The organism is Rickettsiales bacterium (assembly GCA_041396965.1).
Taxonomy (GTDB): Bacteria; Pseudomonadota; Alphaproteobacteria; order Rickettsiales; family SXRF01; genus SXRF01.
Genome location: JAWKXN010000001.1, coordinates 839,946 through 858,560 on the forward strand (window position 1 = coordinate 839,946; position 18,615 = coordinate 858,560).

19 protein-coding genes are annotated in these 18,615 nt (G+C 39.0%); 11 read left to right on the forward strand and 8 right to left on the reverse strand.

Annotated elements, in window-relative coordinates; translation table 11 throughout:
• Positions 1 to 63: 63 nt before the first annotated feature.
• The gene (locus R3D71_04215) at positions 64 to 372 is read right to left on the reverse strand and encodes a hypothetical protein (GenBank protein MEZ5690852.1); all 309 of its coding nucleotides are present in this window, start codon (positions 370 to 372) and stop codon (positions 64 to 66) included.
• An 83-nt stretch (positions 373 to 455) separates the two neighbouring features.
• Positions 456 to 875 carry a hypothetical protein gene (locus R3D71_04220; GenBank protein ID MEZ5690853.1) on the reverse strand — a complete coding sequence of 140 codons (420 nt, stop codon included), beginning with the start codon at positions 873 to 875 and terminating at the stop codon, positions 456 to 458.
• A 304-nt stretch (positions 876 to 1,179) separates the two neighbouring features.
• On the opposite strand from R3D71_04220, the gene R3D71_04225 reads away from it, so the two are divergent.
• The 5 genes from R3D71_04225 (at position 1,180) to R3D71_04245 (ending at position 5,987) form a co-directional block, all read left to right on the forward strand.
• Positions 1,180 to 2,772 (forward strand): hypothetical protein, encoded by a 1,593-nt coding sequence (locus R3D71_04225; GenBank protein MEZ5690854.1) that lies wholly within the window; start codon positions 1,180 to 1,182, stop codon positions 2,770 to 2,772.
• An 86-nt stretch (positions 2,773 to 2,858) separates the two neighbouring features.
• The gene (locus R3D71_04230; GenBank protein ID MEZ5690855.1) at positions 2,859 to 4,256 is read left to right on the forward strand and encodes an NAD(P)(+) transhydrogenase (Re/Si-specific) subunit beta; all 1,398 of its coding nucleotides are present in this window, start codon (positions 2,859 to 2,861) and stop codon (positions 4,254 to 4,256) included.
• A gap of 31 nt (positions 4,257 to 4,287) precedes the next feature.
• The gene (gene xseB, locus R3D71_04235; GenBank protein ID MEZ5690856.1) at positions 4,288 to 4,533 is read left to right on the forward strand and encodes an exodeoxyribonuclease VII small subunit; all 246 of its coding nucleotides are present in this window, start codon (positions 4,288 to 4,290) and stop codon (positions 4,531 to 4,533) included.
• 16 nt (positions 4,534 to 4,549) lie between these two features.
• Positions 4,550 to 5,515 carry a polyprenyl synthetase family protein gene (locus R3D71_04240; GenBank protein ID MEZ5690857.1) on the forward strand — a complete coding sequence of 322 codons (966 nt, stop codon included), beginning with the start codon at positions 4,550 to 4,552 and terminating at the stop codon, positions 5,513 to 5,515.
• 34 nt (positions 5,516 to 5,549) lie between these two features.
• On the forward strand, positions 5,550 to 5,987 hold the full coding sequence (locus R3D71_04245) for a hypothetical protein (GenBank protein MEZ5690858.1): 438 nt from the start codon (positions 5,550 to 5,552) through the stop codon (positions 5,985 to 5,987).
• On the opposite strand, the gene tyrS is transcribed toward R3D71_04245, so the two are convergent.
• Positions 5,970 to 7,382, reverse strand: a complete 1,413-nt coding sequence (gene tyrS / locus R3D71_04250) for a tyrosine--tRNA ligase (GenBank protein ID MEZ5690859.1) — start codon at positions 7,380 to 7,382, stop codon at positions 5,970 to 5,972. The genes R3D71_04245 and tyrS overlap by 18 nt on opposite strands.
• A 145-nt stretch (positions 7,383 to 7,527) precedes the next feature.
• On the opposite strand from tyrS, the gene R3D71_04255 reads away from it, so the two are divergent.
• Complete coding sequence (locus tag R3D71_04255) at positions 7,528 to 8,625, forward strand: anhydro-N-acetylmuramic acid kinase (GenBank protein ID MEZ5690860.1); 1,098 nt, start codon at positions 7,528 to 7,530, stop codon at positions 8,623 to 8,625.
• Between the two features lie 462 nt (positions 8,626 to 9,087).
• Here the strand turns inward: R3D71_04255 and hemA are convergent, their stop codons facing one another.
• Positions 9,088 to 10,329 carry a 5-aminolevulinate synthase gene (gene hemA / locus R3D71_04260; protein MEZ5690861.1) on the reverse strand — a complete coding sequence of 414 codons (1,242 nt, stop codon included), beginning with the start codon at positions 10,327 to 10,329 and terminating at the stop codon, positions 9,088 to 9,090.
• Positions 10,330 to 10,349: 20 nt separating this feature from the next.
• Positions 10,350 to 11,405: a COX15/CtaA family protein gene (locus R3D71_04265; GenBank protein ID MEZ5690862.1), complete on the reverse strand. Its 1,056-nt coding sequence runs from the start codon at positions 11,403 to 11,405 to the stop codon at positions 10,350 to 10,352.
• Between the two features lie 158 nt (positions 11,406 to 11,563).
• On the opposite strand from R3D71_04265, the gene R3D71_04270 reads away from it, so the two are divergent.
• Entirely contained in the window at positions 11,564 to 12,928 is a 1,365-nt protein-coding gene (locus R3D71_04270) for a hypothetical protein (protein MEZ5690863.1), read from the forward strand.
• 20 nt (positions 12,929 to 12,948) lie between these two features.
• On the opposite strand, the gene R3D71_04275 is transcribed toward R3D71_04270, so the two are convergent.
• From R3D71_04275 to R3D71_04285, 3 genes are all read right to left on the reverse strand, one after another.
• The gene (locus tag R3D71_04275; GenBank protein MEZ5690864.1) at positions 12,949 to 13,488 is read right to left on the reverse strand and encodes a flagellar basal body-associated FliL family protein; all 540 of its coding nucleotides are present in this window, start codon (positions 13,486 to 13,488) and stop codon (positions 12,949 to 12,951) included.
• A gap of 124 nt (positions 13,489 to 13,612) precedes the next feature.
• Positions 13,613 to 14,467 (reverse strand): enoyl-ACP reductase FabI, encoded by an 855-nt coding sequence (fabI, locus tag R3D71_04280; protein MEZ5690865.1) that lies wholly within the window; start codon positions 14,465 to 14,467, stop codon positions 13,613 to 13,615.
• 18 nt (positions 14,468 to 14,485) lie between these two features.
• Complete coding sequence (locus R3D71_04285; protein MEZ5690866.1) at positions 14,486 to 15,004, reverse strand: RT0821/Lpp0805 family surface protein; 519 nt, start codon at positions 15,002 to 15,004, stop codon at positions 14,486 to 14,488.
• A gap of 307 nt (positions 15,005 to 15,311) precedes the next feature.
• On the opposite strand from R3D71_04285, the gene R3D71_04290 reads away from it, so the two are divergent.
• The 4 genes from R3D71_04290 to R3D71_04305 all read left to right on the forward strand — a co-directional run bounded on the left by R3D71_04290 (position 15,312) and on the right by R3D71_04305 (position 18,608).
• Positions 15,312 to 15,788 carry a hypothetical protein gene (locus R3D71_04290; protein ID MEZ5690867.1) on the forward strand — a complete coding sequence of 159 codons (477 nt, stop codon included), beginning with the start codon at positions 15,312 to 15,314 and terminating at the stop codon, positions 15,786 to 15,788.
• A 265-nt stretch (positions 15,789 to 16,053) separates the two neighbouring features.
• A complete protein-coding gene (gene fliM / locus R3D71_04295) occupies positions 16,054 to 17,187 on the forward strand; it encodes a flagellar motor switch protein FliM (protein MEZ5690868.1) in 1,134 nt (377 codons plus the stop codon).
• Positions 17,184 to 17,855 carry a DUF6468 domain-containing protein gene (locus R3D71_04300; GenBank protein ID MEZ5690869.1) on the forward strand — a complete coding sequence of 224 codons (672 nt, stop codon included), beginning with the start codon at positions 17,184 to 17,186 and terminating at the stop codon, positions 17,853 to 17,855. Before fliM ends, R3D71_04300 begins: the two co-directional genes overlap by 4 nt.
• A 3-nt stretch (positions 17,856 to 17,858) precedes the next feature.
• Positions 17,859 to 18,608 carry a hypothetical protein gene (locus R3D71_04305; protein ID MEZ5690870.1) on the forward strand — a complete coding sequence of 250 codons (750 nt, stop codon included), beginning with the start codon at positions 17,859 to 17,861 and terminating at the stop codon, positions 18,606 to 18,608.
• The last annotated feature ends 7 nt before the right edge of the window (positions 18,609 to 18,615 follow it).

Below are 18,615 nucleotides of genomic sequence, written 5' to 3' on the forward strand. Positions count from 1 at the left end.
AATTTTAGACGATTATAGTAACCAAAAAATATTCGGTGACTAATAACATTATAGAATAAATGTTCAGGAAATATGTTTAGGAGGCTGAAATATCGCCTTTGGACTATGCTCTACTATATAGAGAGCTTTGTTTGTACTAACTGTTAAATTCATCTTTCTATCAACAGATTGATTAGGTAACGATATATCCATATTCACACAGTTAATACAATCACAAACGGAGCAATCTGGTAGCTGCTTTTTGCCATGTTTGCTCGTTTTATTATGACACGCTCCACTTGCTTTCATGCCATCAGTTTGTGCTTTAATGGAGATATTATGCTGCTTACAGCAGGACATAGCAGAAACATTAGAAATACTTCCGAATATCATAAAAAAACATATAAAGAATATAGATATAATTCTCATGACGTAATTATACAGGTAAATTTTCAATATTCAACAATCCACATGCCTTATCTATTTCCAGAAAAGCTTTTTCTCTTAGGAGGAGGTACTTTTTGATGTTTTGATGCTATATAATTCTGAATTTGTATAGCTTTTTGTAAAATCTCGTCTGAGGAATTTGCGGAATATAGGGTTGACAGAGTGCCTTCATCTACTTTAATTATTGGGCGCATACTCAAGAAATTACTGTCTTCTAAATACGCGTCAATTTGTGCTTTAAGATTAGCGTTTGATATTCTATTTATTTTGTCAGACGCTTCCAGCGTTAGCTCAAGCCATATCTTTCTGTCCCGTATTATTACCTTGCCAACATCCTCTTTTTTTATGTCAAACCTTACCTTAGTCTTGCTATCACTAGCGTTTGCGACATTAGCAAAGGCTAAAAAAGTTAATATAAATAAAGAGTGTATTGTAAGTTTTTTTAACATAGCGAACCTGCTGTGGCTAAAATTTTTATAAAAACAAGTTTTTTCAGGCTGTTGAGTGCCTGATAATAGCATATTCCGGCGAATAAATACAGGTATTTATAGTAACAATTTATAATTTTAATTGTTTACATTAATGATTTTACTTAAAAAGTTGATTGTCATAGTTTCTTAACTTTAATATTATGTGCGGAATATGTTAATTTCATATATATTTCGCGAATATATTAATCAAACTTATCTGCTGTTTGGATTTGTTTAGATTTTTATAGGCTAGTTAATTTTACAGTACAGGGAAGAAGTTTTTATGCCAACAAATGCAACTAATAATGAAAAACAAAAACACATCGTAGTATTTGCAGCCAACGGAGGAATTGGCGCTGATGTTATTGGTCTGTTGTCTGATCAGGTAGAGCAGGGGAAGAATTATAAAATATCCATAGTAACCAGAAAAGGGGAGGAATATAACCAAGCACGGATACTAGAATTGATGGAAGGAGAAGTCAGTGAAGCGAAAAGAAATTTGTTTGATGCTTTGATGCATGATGGGCATACTAGTTTTGATAATAAAAACGACGGCGCACTAAGAGATATACTCAAAGACGCTGATATGGTTATTAGTCCGGGTGGCAAGCCACGCCCAAATCCACCACCTCCACGTTCCGCTCTTATTTACCCTAATTCTAAGGTGGTGGAGCCGATCGTGGACGCTATGGCGAGGTATGCTCCGAAGGATACCCCTTTACTGCTTGCTACTAATCCACTTGATAATATGGTGCAGCTCGCTAATGATCGTTTCAAGCAGAAATGGAAAGAGTTTGGTAAAGAGCAGCATGAAGGGGAACTTCCGGAGGTAAAAGCTATAGGAATGGCAGGAGCTCTTGATGAACGCAGGCTTAAAATATATACGGCGATCATACTTAGGAAAGTCTTAAAAGAGAATGGAGCTAAACCAGGTAATCTTGTTCTGCCTAGTGAGATAGACGGTAGAGTCTATGGTCAGCATGGTGAGAAAATGGCTGTGGATATAGAGTCAATAAAAATACAGGATAGAAAAACTGAAAAATGGGAATCTCTTGATAATTTTCTAGAAAAAAATGGAATTAAAGATAAAAAAGTTAATGTAAAAATAAAGGGTGAAGAGCAGAGCCTTTCTATTAAAGAAGCTATTGAGGCTGAGACAATTGATGGCGGCGCGAAAGTTATCAGAGGGCAGGGTAGATCTAGTCAGCGTAGCCCAGCTAAAAGAATAGTAGAGATGGTGAATGATTATTTCTCTGACGAAAAGAAAGTTATAACAGCTTCTGTGGTTAAAGATGGGATAGCTAGTGGGAATCCTGTTATCATGGGAGGTGGAAAACTAGAAATTGGTAATATGCCAAAACATATCACAGAGCAAAGTAAAATAGGTGAGAAAATCGTCGATGCCAGACAACAAATTAAAACTGATCATGAAACATATAACAAGGCATTAGCGGCTGAAAAAGTGCTTTTACCCATATTAAAAGATGTCGTGGTCATCACCGCGTCAGAAAGTAAAGAGGGTATGAATGTTACAATAAAAGCAAAAGATGACTCAAATTTGGCTATAGCAGCTAATAATGTGGAAGATGTTAGGAATGCTCTAGCTAGTATCATGGGAGCTGATTCTGATAATATAGATGTGGAAAATGTAACTACTAGCAAACCAAAAATCACTTTTAGTATGGATCCTAAAAATAAATTATCCCTTGATACTTTCGCTGAGGAGCTTGGTACAAGTGTTTCTCGTCCCAAAACTAAGGAAGGTTCTAGTGCTGGTAAAATGGATGAAGTGCCCACTCCATCACCTATAATAGTCAGTACTAATATCGCTGCCGCTCGTGCCAAGAGGGATGGCGCGCAAGGTAGAATAATGTAAGCGATTAAAAACTAAAAGCGCTTGCAACCGCGCGTAAAAATCTGTATCCATGTGGAAGTTTAACTTCTGGAGATTTTACTTGCTTTATGAATGACGCTTCTTATCTGTTTTATCTAGTAGCTTCTATATTATTTATCCTAGCGCTTAAAGGGCTTTCGTCTCCGGCGACAGCTCGCAGGGGTAACATATATGGCATCGCAGGTATGGTGCTTGCCATAGTCACCACCTTGTATATGCCTCAGATAACCAACTACTCTATGATAATAACTGGTATAATTATCGGTGGTGTAATCGGAACTATTATCGCTCGCCGTATCGCGATGACCGCTATGCCGCAGCTTGTAGCAGCTTTTCACTCTCTGGTTGGTCTTGCCGCTGTACTTATCGCTTTTTCAGCTCTTTGGTCACCAGAAAGCTATAATATAGGCAATAGTGGAGAGATTCCGGTTGGGAGTCTTTTTGAAATGAGTTTGGGTGCTGTTATCGGCGCGATAACTTTTACTGGCTCAATAATCGCCTTTGCTAAATTACAAGGATTAGTGTCAGGAAAGCCATTACGTTTTAGTGGTCAGAATATAGTAAATAGCTTGATAGCTATTTCTATAGTAATTCTAATATTCATGTTCTGCGCTAGCGCTAGTAAGTCACTATTTGTGATCATGGTATTGCTTTCTTTGGTAATAGGCGTTTTGTTGATTGTTCCAATCGGTGGCGCTGATATGCCGGTTGTGGTCTCTATGCTTAACTCATATTCGGGTTGGGCGGCCTCAGGAATTGGCTTTACTCTCGGTAATCCATTGCTGATAATTACTGGGGCGTTGGTTGGCGCTAGCGGTGCGATACTTTCCTATATTATGTGTAAAGCGATGAATCGTTCCATCATAAATGTAATATTTGGCGGGTTTGGCTCATCTAGTGAACAGTCGTTAGGTGGCGATGATGGGGAGGATAGAGCGGTAAAAAGCGGTAGCCCAGAGGATGCTTCATTCCTGCTTAAAAACGCTAACTCGGTTATTATAGTTCCGGGATATGGAATGGCGGTTGCTCAAGCGCAACATGTTTTAAGGGAAATGGCTGAAGCTTTAGAAAAAGATGGAATAAACGTAAGATACGCTATTCATCCGGTCGCTGGTCGTATGCCAGGTCATATGAATGTGTTACTAGCTGAGGCTAATGTTCCATATGACAGTGTTTTTGAGTTAGAGGAGATTAATAACGACTTCTCCACTACCGATGTTGTTTTGGTAATCGGCGCTAACGATGTTACCAATCCGGCGGCGAAAACCAATCCAGAGAGTCCGATTTATGGTATGCCGGTTCTTGATGTTGGAGCTGCTAAAACAGTGGTGTTTATCAAGCGCGGAATGGCAGCGGGATATTCCGGTATAGAAAATGAGTTATTCTATCAGGATAATACTATGATGTTATTCGGTGACGCTAAAAAAGTTGTGGAGTCGCTGCTTAAGTCATTAAAAGAGCTGTAGATAAGATAGATAATAAATTAAGAAAGTTAATATGAGCAAGGAAATGGTTAAAGGAAAAGAAGTGTCTTTTGAAGAAGCTCTTGGTGAACTCGAGGAAATAGTGCGTAAGCTGGAAGGTGGAAATAGTGACTTGGAGTCCTCAATAGCTGATTATGTGCGTGGTACTGAACTTAAGGAGTACTGCCAGAAGAAACTTGAGAGCGCTCGCCTTAAAGTTGAGAGCCTTATCCAAGATAAGAGTGGCACGACAATGGTAAAAGATTTTGATGATGTATAATAATTAAAGTGTGTATATGACTATCCAATTACCAAATAACTTGCAGGAAGCCGTTGATTATGTAGAGGAAGCTCTTACCTCACGCATGGAGGAACTGTTAAAGGTTCCAAGTAAAAAAAATAACACTGTTATATCTATTAACGCTAAGTCGCCAACTTCGCATGATTCTCATGATTTAGAAGAAGATACAATATTGGAAGCTATGCGCTACAGCGCTCTTGGTGGTGGTAAGCGCTTGCGTCCATTTCTTACAGTCTGTGCTGGTAATCTGTTTGGCGTAAGTCTTGATTCGGCTATAGAAACCGCTGCCGCTATTGAGTTTATCCATACTTATTCACTTATTCATGATGATTTGCCAGCGATGGATGATGATGATTTGCGTCGTGGAAAGCCAACATGTCATATAGTATTTGGTGAGGCGGCGGCTATTCTCGCTGGCGACGCTTTACTTACTCTTGCTTTTCAGGTTCTCGCTAATGGTAAAACTCATCCTGATCCGGCTGTACGCTGTGAGTTGATTTCCGCTCTCGCTATGGCATCTGGTGCTTGGGGAATGGTTGGTGGACAGATGATAGATCTGGAGTCTGAGAATAAAGATTTATCGATTGATGAGATTATTCGTTTGCAGCGTTTGAAAACTGGAGAGTTATTCGCGGTTTCTTGTGAGGCGGGTGCTATACTTGGCAAAGCTCCTAACAAGATGCGTAAATTAATGCGTGCTTATGCTCATGATATGGGGCTTGCCTTCCAGATTACTGATGATTTACTTGATGTTGAGGGAACCAGAACAGAGACCGGAAAGAATGTTCAAAAAGATAAAATAGCCGGAAAGGCGACTTTGGTTTCCAGTATGGGTATAGAAGAAGCTAGAGAACATGCTAATATATTAGTTAGTCAAGCTATCTCATATCTTGATGGTTTTAGTAAAAAGGCGAATAATCTGCGAGCTCTCGCTGAGTTTGTGGTAACTCGCAAAATGTGATTACTACAATTATTAAGGTTTAGAAAGGCTAGTAATGGAATATTACATAGATATTTTTATAGAGTCACTGCTTGCTTCTAGCATAGTACCGTTCCAGAATGACCCGACATTTGTCGCTATGTACTCATTTGCCGCTAGTTCTTTCGGCAGCTTTAATATGGAGCTTGCGACCACTGCCGCTCTAGTCGGTATTTCCATAGGAATGTTTTTTAATTTCATGGTAGGAAGGCTGTTGTTAAGGCTTTATAAAATTAGAGCTAATAAAAATGAACTACCTAAGGATAGGTATAATAAATACGCTCACCGTTTCACTCGCTATTTTTTAATCTTGTTACCATTTTCTTGGTTGCCGCTTTTGAATTTTTTGGTAGTTGCCGCTGGATTTTTTGGTGTAAAGGCGAGAGTCGCCTTGCCGCTAGTTGTTGGCGGAGAAATGGTGCGTTACGGTTATTATCTATTTAAGCTTTATTAATATATGTTTTTTCTTTCCAGAAGATAATTTAAGGCTCCCTTCATCACCAAAATGAGCCGGTGTGATAAGCTCATTCTCGTCGTCTATTTTCTGGTCATTAATTCTAGCACCACCACCTCTTATCAGCCTTTTTGCCTCGCCACCAGAGCTGGCGATACCTGATTGTCTTAGAAGTTCATAAGCGGCAACACCTTTGCCAAGCTCAGATGAGAGTAGTTTATACACCGGTATGTCATCTCCAACGATGCCTTGCTCAAACATTTTTTTGGCGGTTTCAGCGGCTTTCTTAGCGGATCTATCACCATGACATATTTTGGTAGCTTCGTTCGCTAGAATTTTTTTAGCCTCATTTATTTCCGAGCCTTTAAGCTTTTCTAATTTCTCAATCTCAGCTATTGGTAGCTCGGTAAACAGTCGTAAAAAGCGACCAACATCAGCATCTTCCGTGTTACGCCAATATTGCCAATAATCATAAGGAGTAAGCATATCACTATCCAGCCAGACAGCTCCACTTGCGGTTTTCCCCATCTTATCACCGGAACTATTGGTAAGAAGCGGTGTGGTTAACCCAAATAACTCCTTGTTGCTATCGCTATTCATGAACTCCATAAAAGCTTTATGGGTGTAATCTTTAGGGTCTTCCTTTGATGATTTAATCATTGGTTGAATTTCCAGAACCTTTAATACTCTATCATCAGAAGGCTCTAAGTTCATCGGCTGAAAACGACCAGCCGCCTGAATATGGTGGGCGAGATCTATTCCCATTATTATGTTGCCCCATTGGTCAGATCCGCCAATCTGTAGATTGCAGCCATAACGGTTGTTAAGCTCTATAAAATCATAAGCTTGTAAAATCATATAGTTGAATTCAAGGAAGCTTAAATTCTGCTCACGCTCAAGACGTAGCTTTACGCTATCTTGCGTAAGCATTCTGTTTACAGAAAAGAATTTTCCATAATCACGTAGAAAAGTTATATAGTTTAGCTTTTCCAGCCATTCAGCGTTATTGACAAAAACAGCGTCGGTCGCGCCATTTCCAGCTTTAATAAACTTTTCTAATAGCTTTTTGATTGATTCCAGATTTTTCGTGATACTGTCAGCGGAAAGCATCTTTCTTGCTTCATCTTTACCAGAAGGATCTCCAATTAGTGTAGTTCCGCCTCCAAGCAATATTATCGGTTTATGACCGGTTTTTTGTAGCCAGCGTAATATCATTATTTGTATTAGGCTACCAACATGCAAGCTGCTTGCCGTAGTATCAAAGCCAATATATGCCGATAAACGACCTTTTTTCATAGCGTTATCAAGACCGTCAACAGAGGTGCATTGATGGATAAAACCACGTTCCTTTAATATCTGTAGAAATTCTGAGGTGAATTTATGTTTTTTATTCATAATTTAATATTATTAGTTTATTAATTAACTGATTATTATGATTATATAATATATAGTTATATAGCAGATAAATATTAATAAATATAATAATTTTTTTCTATATTCATGATTTTTCTGAATATATAGGCGCATATCGGAGATTTTTATGGCTGCTGAGCGTAAATGGTCGCTTGGTTTGATGAGCGGAACGTCACTTGATGGGGTGGATGCCGCGCTTATCCGTACCGATGGCGAGCATGTCTTTGAATTTGGTGAAAGTATAACGATTAACTATAATGATCAAGAGCGCAAAGAGTTAAGAGAAGCCGTCTATGGTCGTGGTGATATATTGCTCGCTGAACATAAAATGACTATAAAACACGCTGATGTTGTAGCGAATTTGTTGAAAAAGACAGGGCTTAGCTATCGGGATATAGAAATTATCGGGTTTCATGGACAAACAGTTTCACATAGACCAGATGAGCATCTTACTTGGCAGATAGGTGATGGAGCGTTGCTTGCCGAGAAAACTCGTATAGATGTGGTCTCTGATTTTCGCAGAAGAGACGTAGCCGCCGGAGGGCAGGGCGCACCGTTAGTTCCTTTATACCATGCCGCTCTCGCCAGAAGAATGAATCTGCCGGTAGCTATATTAAATATTGGTGGCATGGCGAATGTGACATGGATAGGTCGCTCAGAAAATGCCGCTGATGAGCTGATGGCACTTGACATACTCGCTTTTGACACTGGGACAGGTAATGTTTTGCTTAATGAGTGGGCTTTTGAGAAAACAAGTCAGAATTGTGACTTAAATGGAGCATTAGCGTTTGCCGGTGAGGTAAGCCATAAAGTAGTAGAGTTAATGCTTAAAGATTGGTTTTTTGCTAAGCATCCTCCTAAATCTTTAGATCGTAATTATTTTACTTTTGAGGAAGTAATAAAACTTTCACCAGAAGACGGGGCGGCAACCTTAACCGAATTTACTACAGCTTCCATAGAGCTTGGCGCGAAATTTTTTCCCGCTCCGGCAAGACAGTGGTTTGTCGCTGGTGGTGGACGATTAAATCCAGCGATTATGGAATCACTACGCGAAAAGTTTAACAATGTTTATCCGGTTGAGTCTTTAGGCTGGAAAGGTGACGCGCTAGAGGCGCAAGCCTTCGCGTTTCTCGCTGTACGCTCGCTTAAAGGTCTGCCACTATCCCTACCTACAACCACAGGAGCTATTAGAGCGGTAACAGGCGGTACCTTGCACAGAGCTTAAGTTAGGCATAGGCGAACAGGCTGTGCGAGCCTTCAGCCATGCCTCATGAGATTTCCAGTAGAAAATACCCCTCACCATAACCCTCTCCCAAAGGGAGAGGGGATATTATATGATTAAAAAAACGCTCCCCCCTTGCGGGGGAGTACGCGAAATCAAGTGGAAACGCAGATTGAGCGGAGGGGGGTAGAATAGTAGACAGTCATATACACCCCCCACCAAAAATTGAATCATTACTTTCTTCAATTTTTGACTCCCCCGCAAGGAGGGAGTAGATTAATAACAATAGTTTAGGTATATCCTAGCTTTAGCTCAGGTTAGGGAACAAGAAGCACAGCCAGCAAGCTGTGCGAGCCTTGAGCCGCACCCCATGAGATTTCCAGTAGGAAATACCGGAGGCGAATATAGAAAATACCCATCACCCTAACCCTCTCCCAAAGGGAGAGGGGATATTCGTCAAGCAAACTACGCGGCTCTATCAAGTATCGTCATATCCGGTTTGATATTTAGACGTTCGAACACCCATGCCAAAGCTCTAGTAATCTCAAACATCATTTCATGGTTATGAGCTGGGGTCGGGGTTATCCTGAGACGCTCAGTACCTTTTGGCACGGTTGGATAATTTATAGGCTGAACATAAATATCGAATTGGTTAAGCAGCATATCAGAAGCCTGCTTACATAAAACCGGATCAGACACTAAAACCGGAAGTATGTGGCTTTGAGTAGGCATAACCGGAACACCAGCTTTTTCCAGCATATTTTTTAAGGTTAATACATTATATTGCTGCATTTTACGCTCATCATCATTCTCCATCAGATGACTAATGCTAGCATTAGCTCCAGCCGCGAGAGCCGGAGGCAAGGCGGTGGTAAATATAAACCCTGAGGCATAGGAACGCACTACGTCAATGGTTGTTCTATCGCTTGCTATATACCCTCCCATAACTCCGTAAGCTTTACCTAACGTTCCTTGAACAATGGAAATCCTGTCCATAAGTCCATCACGCTCAGCTACACCAGCGCCATGTTGACCATACATGCCAACAGCATGTACCTCATCAAGATAAGTAAGAGCATCATATTTATCGGCAAGGTCACATATCTCTTTAATAGGCGATATATCACCATCCATAGAGTATACCGACTCAAAAGCTATTATTTTTGGGCGTTCCGGCGCTACGGATTTAAGCAATTTCTCCAGATGCTCCACATCATTATGACGAAATATCTTTTTTTCCGCTCTGCTTGCCCTTATACCCTGTATCATGGAGGCATGGTTATAAGCGTCAGAAAATATAACACAGTCAGGAAGAATAGAGCATAATGTGGAAAGAGTCGCCTCATTAGTTACATAGCCAGAGGTCATGACAAGACCAGCCTCTTTTTGATGAAGTCGCGCTATGGTATTTTCAAGAGTAACGATAGCGTGATGAGTACCAGAAATATTACGAGTTCCACCAGCTCCCGCGCCATAACGACCTATGGCCTCACTCATCGCGGAAATTACTTTTGGATGTTGTCCCATTCCTAAATAATCATTACTACACCAGACAGTAACGGTTCTGCCTGTTATATGACTTTTTGCTTTCGGAAAAGAACCGGCTTTGCGTTCCAAATCATTAAATACGCGATACCTGCCTTCTTTTTTTACTTTGTTTAGACTGTTTAGTAGCAGTTTGTTATAATCTATCTTTTTATTAGTCATTTAACTAACTTGTATATGTTTCATTTGTAATTCAATAATTTATATATAAATAAGATTGAAACCATCCACAAAATCAGAGCATTTAACTGGTGGGCAAGCGCTATAAAAACAGGAACCCCATACAGCAAGGTAATCACACCAAGAAAAAATTGCGCCGTTATTACAAGTAGAATAAGTCCAAACTCATTATAAATCCCGCAAAGTCTAATATATTTTTTGTATAAATACCACCAAAATAACAGTATGACCACTATTAGGATAGCTAGATTCCGGTGTATAAACTGAACAAACGCCGCGTTTCCTAGTAATCCATTGTTATAAGATGCGCTACTATACAGCTCTGAGGGGAAAAATTCTCCATTCATATCAGGCCAAGTGTTATAAACTAGTCCAGCGTGCAGACCAGCGACAAAAGCGCCAAATATTATTTGGATAAATAATAAAATAAACCATATTTTATAGGATAATATAGCGAAAGGAGGAAAAACTGTTTTGTTGTTTTCAGCTTTTATAAATTTTTTTTCATATATTATGTCCAAAAACAGCCATTCTATTAGCATAAAAATTATAAACGCTACTGACAGATGGAGCGCAAGCCGGAAATGGCTAACATAAACATTATCTTGCAACCCACTTTTTACCATTATCCAACCAATACCACCCTGAAGACCACCAAGTAACAATATACCGAGCATTCTAAATAATAGTTTTTTAGATACTGATTTTCTTATAGTAAATAGTATCATCGGTATAAAAAATACTATCCCAATAGCTCTTCCCAGCAGTCTATGGAAAAACTCCGGCCAAAATATGGTTTTGAATTCCTCAAGCGACATATGCGTATTAATAGCTTTATATTGAGGGATATTTTGGTAGCCGGCAAATTCTTCTTCCCATTCTTGTTGATTCAGTGGTGGGATAACACCATGTATCAGCTTCCACTTGGTAATAGAAAGACCAGAACCTGAAAGGCGAGTATAACCACCAACCACAACCATACCGGCAACTAGCAACATGCACAGTAGTAACCATGCTATAATTTTTTTCTTATCACGACTCACAAGAGAAGAGGACATTACTCTATATATCTTATAATTATTTGAAATAAGGTGATTCAGATTTACGCGTGAACATATAAATTTATTGTAGAAAAAACCAGCATAATATTTTATCAATCACTATTTATCGCACTTGGTTTCGCACCGCTTAACTCATCTACTTTCAAGATATTATAATGACACAAAATACCTTATTCTCCATAGACAGAGCCCACTTGTCAAAATTTCCACGTAATTGGCTAATATTAGGTGTCATAGGAGTAGCCATAGCCGGATTATTTTCTCTGATTTTAGTTACAGCTCGTACACCAGGATTTTGTGGTGTTCCATTTTTTACAAAATTGTTCCGTGAGGCACTAGTAGTCCATGTGGATTTATCGGTGCTTTCATGGTTTCTCGCTATAGCTTGTATGTTTTGGAGCTTATCCATAAATCATATCTATAAAAATACTATATTACTTTCTTATATACAGAAAGCGGCGCAAATATGTTTCGCACTTTCCGTTATATTTATCTCACTTTCTCCTGTAAGTCAGCAGGGTGAAGGAGTGATGAGCAATTATATACCCGTCATCACTAACTATATATTTTTTCTAGGGTTGTCTTTTTTGTTATGCGGAGTGGTTTTTGCTGCTATCTCCATGTTTTTTAGCTATAATAATCAGCATTCGGTATTTTCACCTCCGATAAATTTTGCGGTGTTAAGCAGTGGGATAATAACTTTATTCTCTGTAGCGGCGTTTTTATGGTCATTTTATCTATTACCACCGGAAATTGATGGGCAACAATTTTATGAGATTGGTTTTTGGGGTGGTGGTCACGTTCTACAATTTACCCATACCCAAATTATGATGGTCTGCTGGTTGTGGCTTGCTATCACATTAAAGCCAAGTCTCTCGGTCTCATCAAAGCTTTTATATATAATATTTTCATTTGGATTAATTGCCGCTTTTATAACCCCAATTCCTTATTTGCTATTTGATGTTACCTCAATGGAGTATCGGGATTTCTTCACGGATTTAATGATATTTGTCGGTGGAATCGCCCCTATAATAATGCTTTTTATAATATTTCCAGTGTTTTTTAATATAAAGAAAGAGGATAAAAAGAAAAATCGCGCTATCTATTCATCGCTTATCATGTCGGTAATTCTTTTTGTCTATGGTGGAGTGCTTGGCAGCCTTATTCATGGGCAAAATATAGTTATACCAGCTCACTATCACGGCTCTATTGTTGGTATTACCTTAGCTTTTATGGGTGTTTCTTATCTGCTGCTTCCTTATTTCGGTTATCGTAAAGTTACAGAGTGGAAAATGACTTTCTGGCAACCAATCATTTATGGCGGTGGACAGCTATTGCACATTTCAGGACTAGCTTACTCAGGTGGCTATGGAAAATTACAGCGTAAAACGCCATGTGGAGCCTTGGAACTGACGCCAGACGTGAAAGTGGCCATGGGTATGATGGGCGGCGGTGGATTGCTAGCGATAATCGGTGGTCTATTATTTGTTATAGTAATAGTACGTGCCACTAGAAAATAACTATCTTAAAATATCCTAGTTTATTGGACAATAATTTCCTTAAATAACACATTATTTATTTCAATAGGAGCCAGCGCCTTATTCACTCTAAGTAATATTTCTTCTCTCAGTCTTTGAATACCAGCTGTTCCAGCCAAGTCACTAGCACGGAGTTCGCGCAAATATGTATTTATCACGTCAACTACACGTGGCAAATTTGACTCTATATAATTTATATCTTCTTCCTTCGGAACTTCAAGAATAATAGTGGTTTTCAAAAACTGCGAGGATTTTCTGGAGCTGTTTAGATTTACGATGAATTGTGGAACAGTGTAATAAACAGTCTTAACTACCGGATTTCCGTGCTCATCCAGCTCTACTACTTCATCATCATCACTGTGTCCAGAATCACCCGATAACATCATGAAAGCGCCACCACCGCCGCCAGCTAACAGTAATAAAACAACAAGTAATATTATTAGTTTTTTCTTTTTAGATTTTTTCTGAGGTTTTCCTTCACCATCTTCCTGTGTTTCTCCATCACCGGCGTCCTCAATTTTTTCTTCTTCGTCATCGACCATAATAATATCCTATTTCTCAGGTGCTTGATTATTCACCATGTAAGTTAATTATGTGTAAATTTCAAACGACAAAACAGTGTATATAATTAGTACATATACTCCAGCATTGATTCCATATGAATAACTAAACAGTAGTTATATCAGGAGCGTCCACTCTCTTCATGCCAACTATATGATAGCCGGAATCAACGTGCATAATCTCACCGGTCGTACCTCTCCCTAAGTCAGATAGAAGATAAAGAGCGGCTCCACCAACGTCATTTATGGTAGTGTTACGCCCTAGAGGGGAATTATATTCGTTCCATTTCAAAATATAACGGAAATCACCAATGCCAGAAGCCGCTAATGTTTTAACTGGACCAGCGGAAATGGCGTTTACCCTGATATTTTCGGTGCCAAGATCCATAGCGAGATAGCGTACACTAGCCTCAAGAGCGGCTTTTGCCACTCCCATCACATTATAATGAGGGACAACTTTTTCCGCTCCATAATAAGTGAGGGTAAGCATACTACCGCCATCCTTCATCAGCTTGCTTGCTCTTCTAGCAAGAGCGGTAAAAGAGTAGCAAGAGATATTCATACTCATTTGAAAATTCTCAAAAGAAGTATCAACATACTTTCCTTTAAGTTCATTTTTATCGGAAAAAGCTATAGCGTGAACAAGGAAATCTAGTTTCCCCCATTTACTCTCAATCTTAGAAAAAAGATCATCAATACTGTCGCTATCCGTAACGTCGCAAGGTATTATTACATCAGAACCAACGCTTTGCGCTAACGGACGCACTCTTTTCTCAAGAGCCTCACCTTGATAAGTAAAGCCAATTTCCGCTCCTTGAGCGTACAGATATTTCGTGATCCCCCAAGCTAGCGATTTGTCATTGGCGACCCCCATAACAAGACCACGCTTACCAGCCATCAGCGCGCCTTGCGGCACATCAACATACTCAGATTCTTTTACCATTTCCAATTCAGCTACCATAAAATCAGATTAATTTTATTACTCAACAATTTTCCATGAACCATCAGGCTCTCTACAAGCTGTTCCATAACCAGTTTGTCTTTTACCAGCTACGATAATAACCTGATTATACTCACGACAATATTGACCACTGGAATTTTGGTAGTAGTTAGAAGGTGTTATAGCCCCATGAGTTCCTGTCTCAGAGTTTTTCCAAGGCAGAGCCTGCCCACTTGGAGAGGTCTCAAGAGCTCTTTGTGAAGCCAGATTATAAGCGTGTATATCCGCTCTATCTAGTGATGAACCTACAGAGTTACCAATCGCCGCCCCAAGTAAAGTTCCAGCTATGGTAGCTGCGGTTTGACCAGCGCCACCACCAATATTGTGTCCTATAACACCGCCACCTATAGCACCTGCTAAAGTTCCAATATCCTGTTTATTTACGTTATTACCACCTTGTAGAACACCACGACTTCCGCCATAACCATTATTTTGGCACGCTGCGACAAGTGGAATTATACTTGCCACCACCGCTATTTTCAAGGTTAACCTATTCATAAATATAGCCTTTCTTGATAATTAATATTGTTGTAACCATCTATATTCTAATCAAAAACCATTACATATCAACGAATATCTATTTCACAAAATGACATTATTATCAACTACCAATAGGAATATAAATAATTACAGTTATGTAATATTTATTATAATATATTGTTTTGTGAATAAATTTTTATAATTTATGTAATAAAACAGTAATATTTAACTTATTGAATTAAGGGGAGTTGAGTGTAAAATATAGTCAGGTGTAATGGTAGGCTTAGATGAACTGGGTCTAATTTAGGGTTTTACAAAACGTACAATGGTTTCTTTTGGTATACATAATATTACGGATAAAATGACTCCGAGTGGTAGCTCTGTAAAGTCAGCGCGAGTTGTGGATGATGACATAACCATAGATGATGAGGCGCGCGCGGAAAGAGACAAGGTCTTACGTGGTCATAGAAAGAGCGCGCAGTTTTTTAGTATGGCAGAGCCAGTGTTATTTATGCTTGGTAGCGCCGCGTTACTTACCGCTGCAGCTATAGGATCCGCTTTTATTTCAGCCAAGCATCATCACAGAGCTACTTTTAATTCAGTTGAGGTCAATGCTCAGCATACAGCTAAATATATAGCTAAGGAAATGAAAAAAGAGGGTATAGAAGGGCAAGTGACAAATAAATCAAGCAATACACCAGAAAAAGAATATCAGAACAACCAAAGATCTGATGGTAAGCAATGGACTCAGATTGTGAAAAGCAAAGAGACGAATCCTGAATTATCAATGTCAAGGCATTAAACAAAACTCCAAGTTCTTATCGCTAATTTTTTCCTTTTGTTAATTTCTTCGTAATTAATGTCTTCTATATCTATGGTGATAATCAGGTAGACCATGAATTTTTTGCATGTAATTTGCTTATATAGTTGCTAGTGATTTTTCTAAAAAAGTTTAGTTGTTTAATTTATTATTATTTATGTTATTCATTATTTCATCGCGACTTATCTTGACATAGAATTTTAGTACGAAGATGGAAGCGAGCGTAACTAATTTTTAGAGATGTTTTATGGCTGATGATGAAGAAGACAAGGTAAATGATGAAGATGCCGCCGCTGAATGGGCGTCAATGCTTGAGCTTGAGGAGCAGAAAGCGAAAGATGGAGAGGGCGGAGAAGAGGAAAAAGCAGCCTCCGGAGAAGATTCAGAAGATGATGAGGAGATGGCGCGTGTCCTTAACCAAGATGAAATAGATAGTCTTCTTGGTTTTGAATCACACAAAGAAGGTGGGGTTTCGCGTAGTGATGGAATTTTCGCCATTTTAGACAAATCAATGACGGCGTATGAAAAGCTACCTATGATGGAGGTGGTTTTTGATCGTTTAGTACGCCAATTATCAACGTCATTGCGTAATTTTACATCGGAAAATGTTGATATCAATCTTGAGTCAATGACCAGCATAAAATTTGATGATTATCTCAATTCAATACCGCTACCGGCTCTTCTGGTGGTTTTTAGAGCGGTGGAGTGGGAAAATTTTGGAATAATAACTGTTGATAGCTCACAAATCTATTCAATGGTGGATATATTACTCGGTGGCAGAAAATCCGAAAGACCTGTGCGGATTGAGGGCAGACCTTATACTACTATAGAGCAAGATATTATAAAAAGAATGGTAGATGTTGTTCTCGCTGACATGAGCGCGGCGTTTGAGCCTTTATCTCCTGTTACTTTTCATTTTGATCGGCTGGAAAGTAATCCGCGTTTTGCCACCATCACCAGGCCAGGAAATCCAGCCTTACTAGTGAAATTTCACATTGATATGGCAGATGAACGTGGAGGAATGCTAGAGATATTGTTGCCACACTCTACGTTAGAACCTGTACGTGACTTGTTACTGCAAATGTTCATGGGAGAGAATTTTGGTAAGGATACAGTATGGGAAAAATATCTCGGTAAGGAAATACGTGGGACTAATGTTGAGATTGAGGCTATATTAAAAGAAAAAAATGTACCTATGATAGATGTAATGAGACTAAAAGTAGGTAGTACTATTTTATTAGACTGTAAGGTTGATGATGATGTGATACTTCGTTGTGGTAACATACCTATTACATCTGGAGCGTTGGGTAGAGTTGGTGAAAATATAGCTATTTCTCTAAACGAGCCGATTAAACAGAAAATAAAGGATGTGCAGTTATGACAGCGGGTCTGGTTGGCATAATTCTAAATCTTGCCATTATAGTTTTGTTACTTGCCACGATAAGCTATTGTTGGATACTTAATAAAAGAATAAGGATTCTTCAGGATGGTAAAAGTGAGCTGGCAAAGTTACTTAAACATTTTGATGAATCAACCACCAGAGCTTCCGATACTATAATTACCTTACAGTCAGCCAGCAAAAAGATAGGTGAGAATATGCAAAGCAGGATTGATAGGGCTGGTTATGTAATTGATGATCTTTCATTCATGGTTGAGAAAGGAAATAACATTATTGAGAAGATGGAAGCTAACTTAGCTGTTGATCGTGCTCGCGGCAATATAGTCCCTGAGCGCTTTAACAAAGAATATAACGATGAGGACAGTAAAGAGCGTAGAGATTATAAAAATCAAGATTTTTCTGATGAGTATGATGTTGCTGATGACGGTGATACAATTAGCAAGAAAGCCATTAAGATAATAGACAAAATATCAGCGAGAGATAAAACAGCGGCCTCTTTAGAAGCTGTGTTGGGCAGACGCTCAAACGAAAACAGAAGATCCTCTGATGAATCTGTAAAGAATAAAATTAAACGTAAAGCAAAAACCTCTTCTAGAACAAGAGCTGAGAAAGAGTTGTTAGATATGATAAGATCTGGGATAAAAGGGTAAGAAATGCCAAAGATATTTCGTATTCTGCCACTTACTATAATTGTAGCCGTAATGTTTCTTGGTCTTAAGACAGTTGATTTAATAAATGGAGTAAGACTATTCGCCATTTCTAGTGTGGAAGCGAAAGAAGAGGAAAAAGAGTCGCCTGTTTCCAATACTGATCCGTCAAAGGAATCAGATGGTAAAAATCAAGATGAGAAATCAAAAGAAGGTGACAAGGATAAAGAAGGTGGTGAGGAAAGCGCGGGTGATGAGAAAAAGAATCCAGCGGTTTCAAAGGAGGCTGGGACTACCATTGATAGTCGCTTTAGCAAAGTTGAGATAGAGCTTCTTGAAAGCCTTTCTGAACGTCGTAGAGAATTAGAAATTTGGGAAAAAAATATTCAGATAAAGGAATCAATGCTGGACGCTACCGAAAAACGTATTGAAAATAAAATCGCTCAGATTGAGGCGATGAAGAAGCAGGTAGCTATGTTGCTTGAGGAATATAACGTAAAGGAAGACGCTAAAATTAATAGTCTGATAAAAATTTATGAGAATATGAAACCAGCAGAAGCCGCTAGAATATTTGATGAGGTGGAAATGCCTATTTTGCTTTTGGTAATAGACGGTATGGCGGAAAAAAAGGCAGCTCCTATTTTAGCCGCGATGTCGCCAAAAAAAGCTAAACAACTTACGGTAGAGCTTGCTAATGAACGTAAGATTAATACCAAGATAACGTCTGGCATAGTATCAAAAATTGACAATAGATAGCTATGGC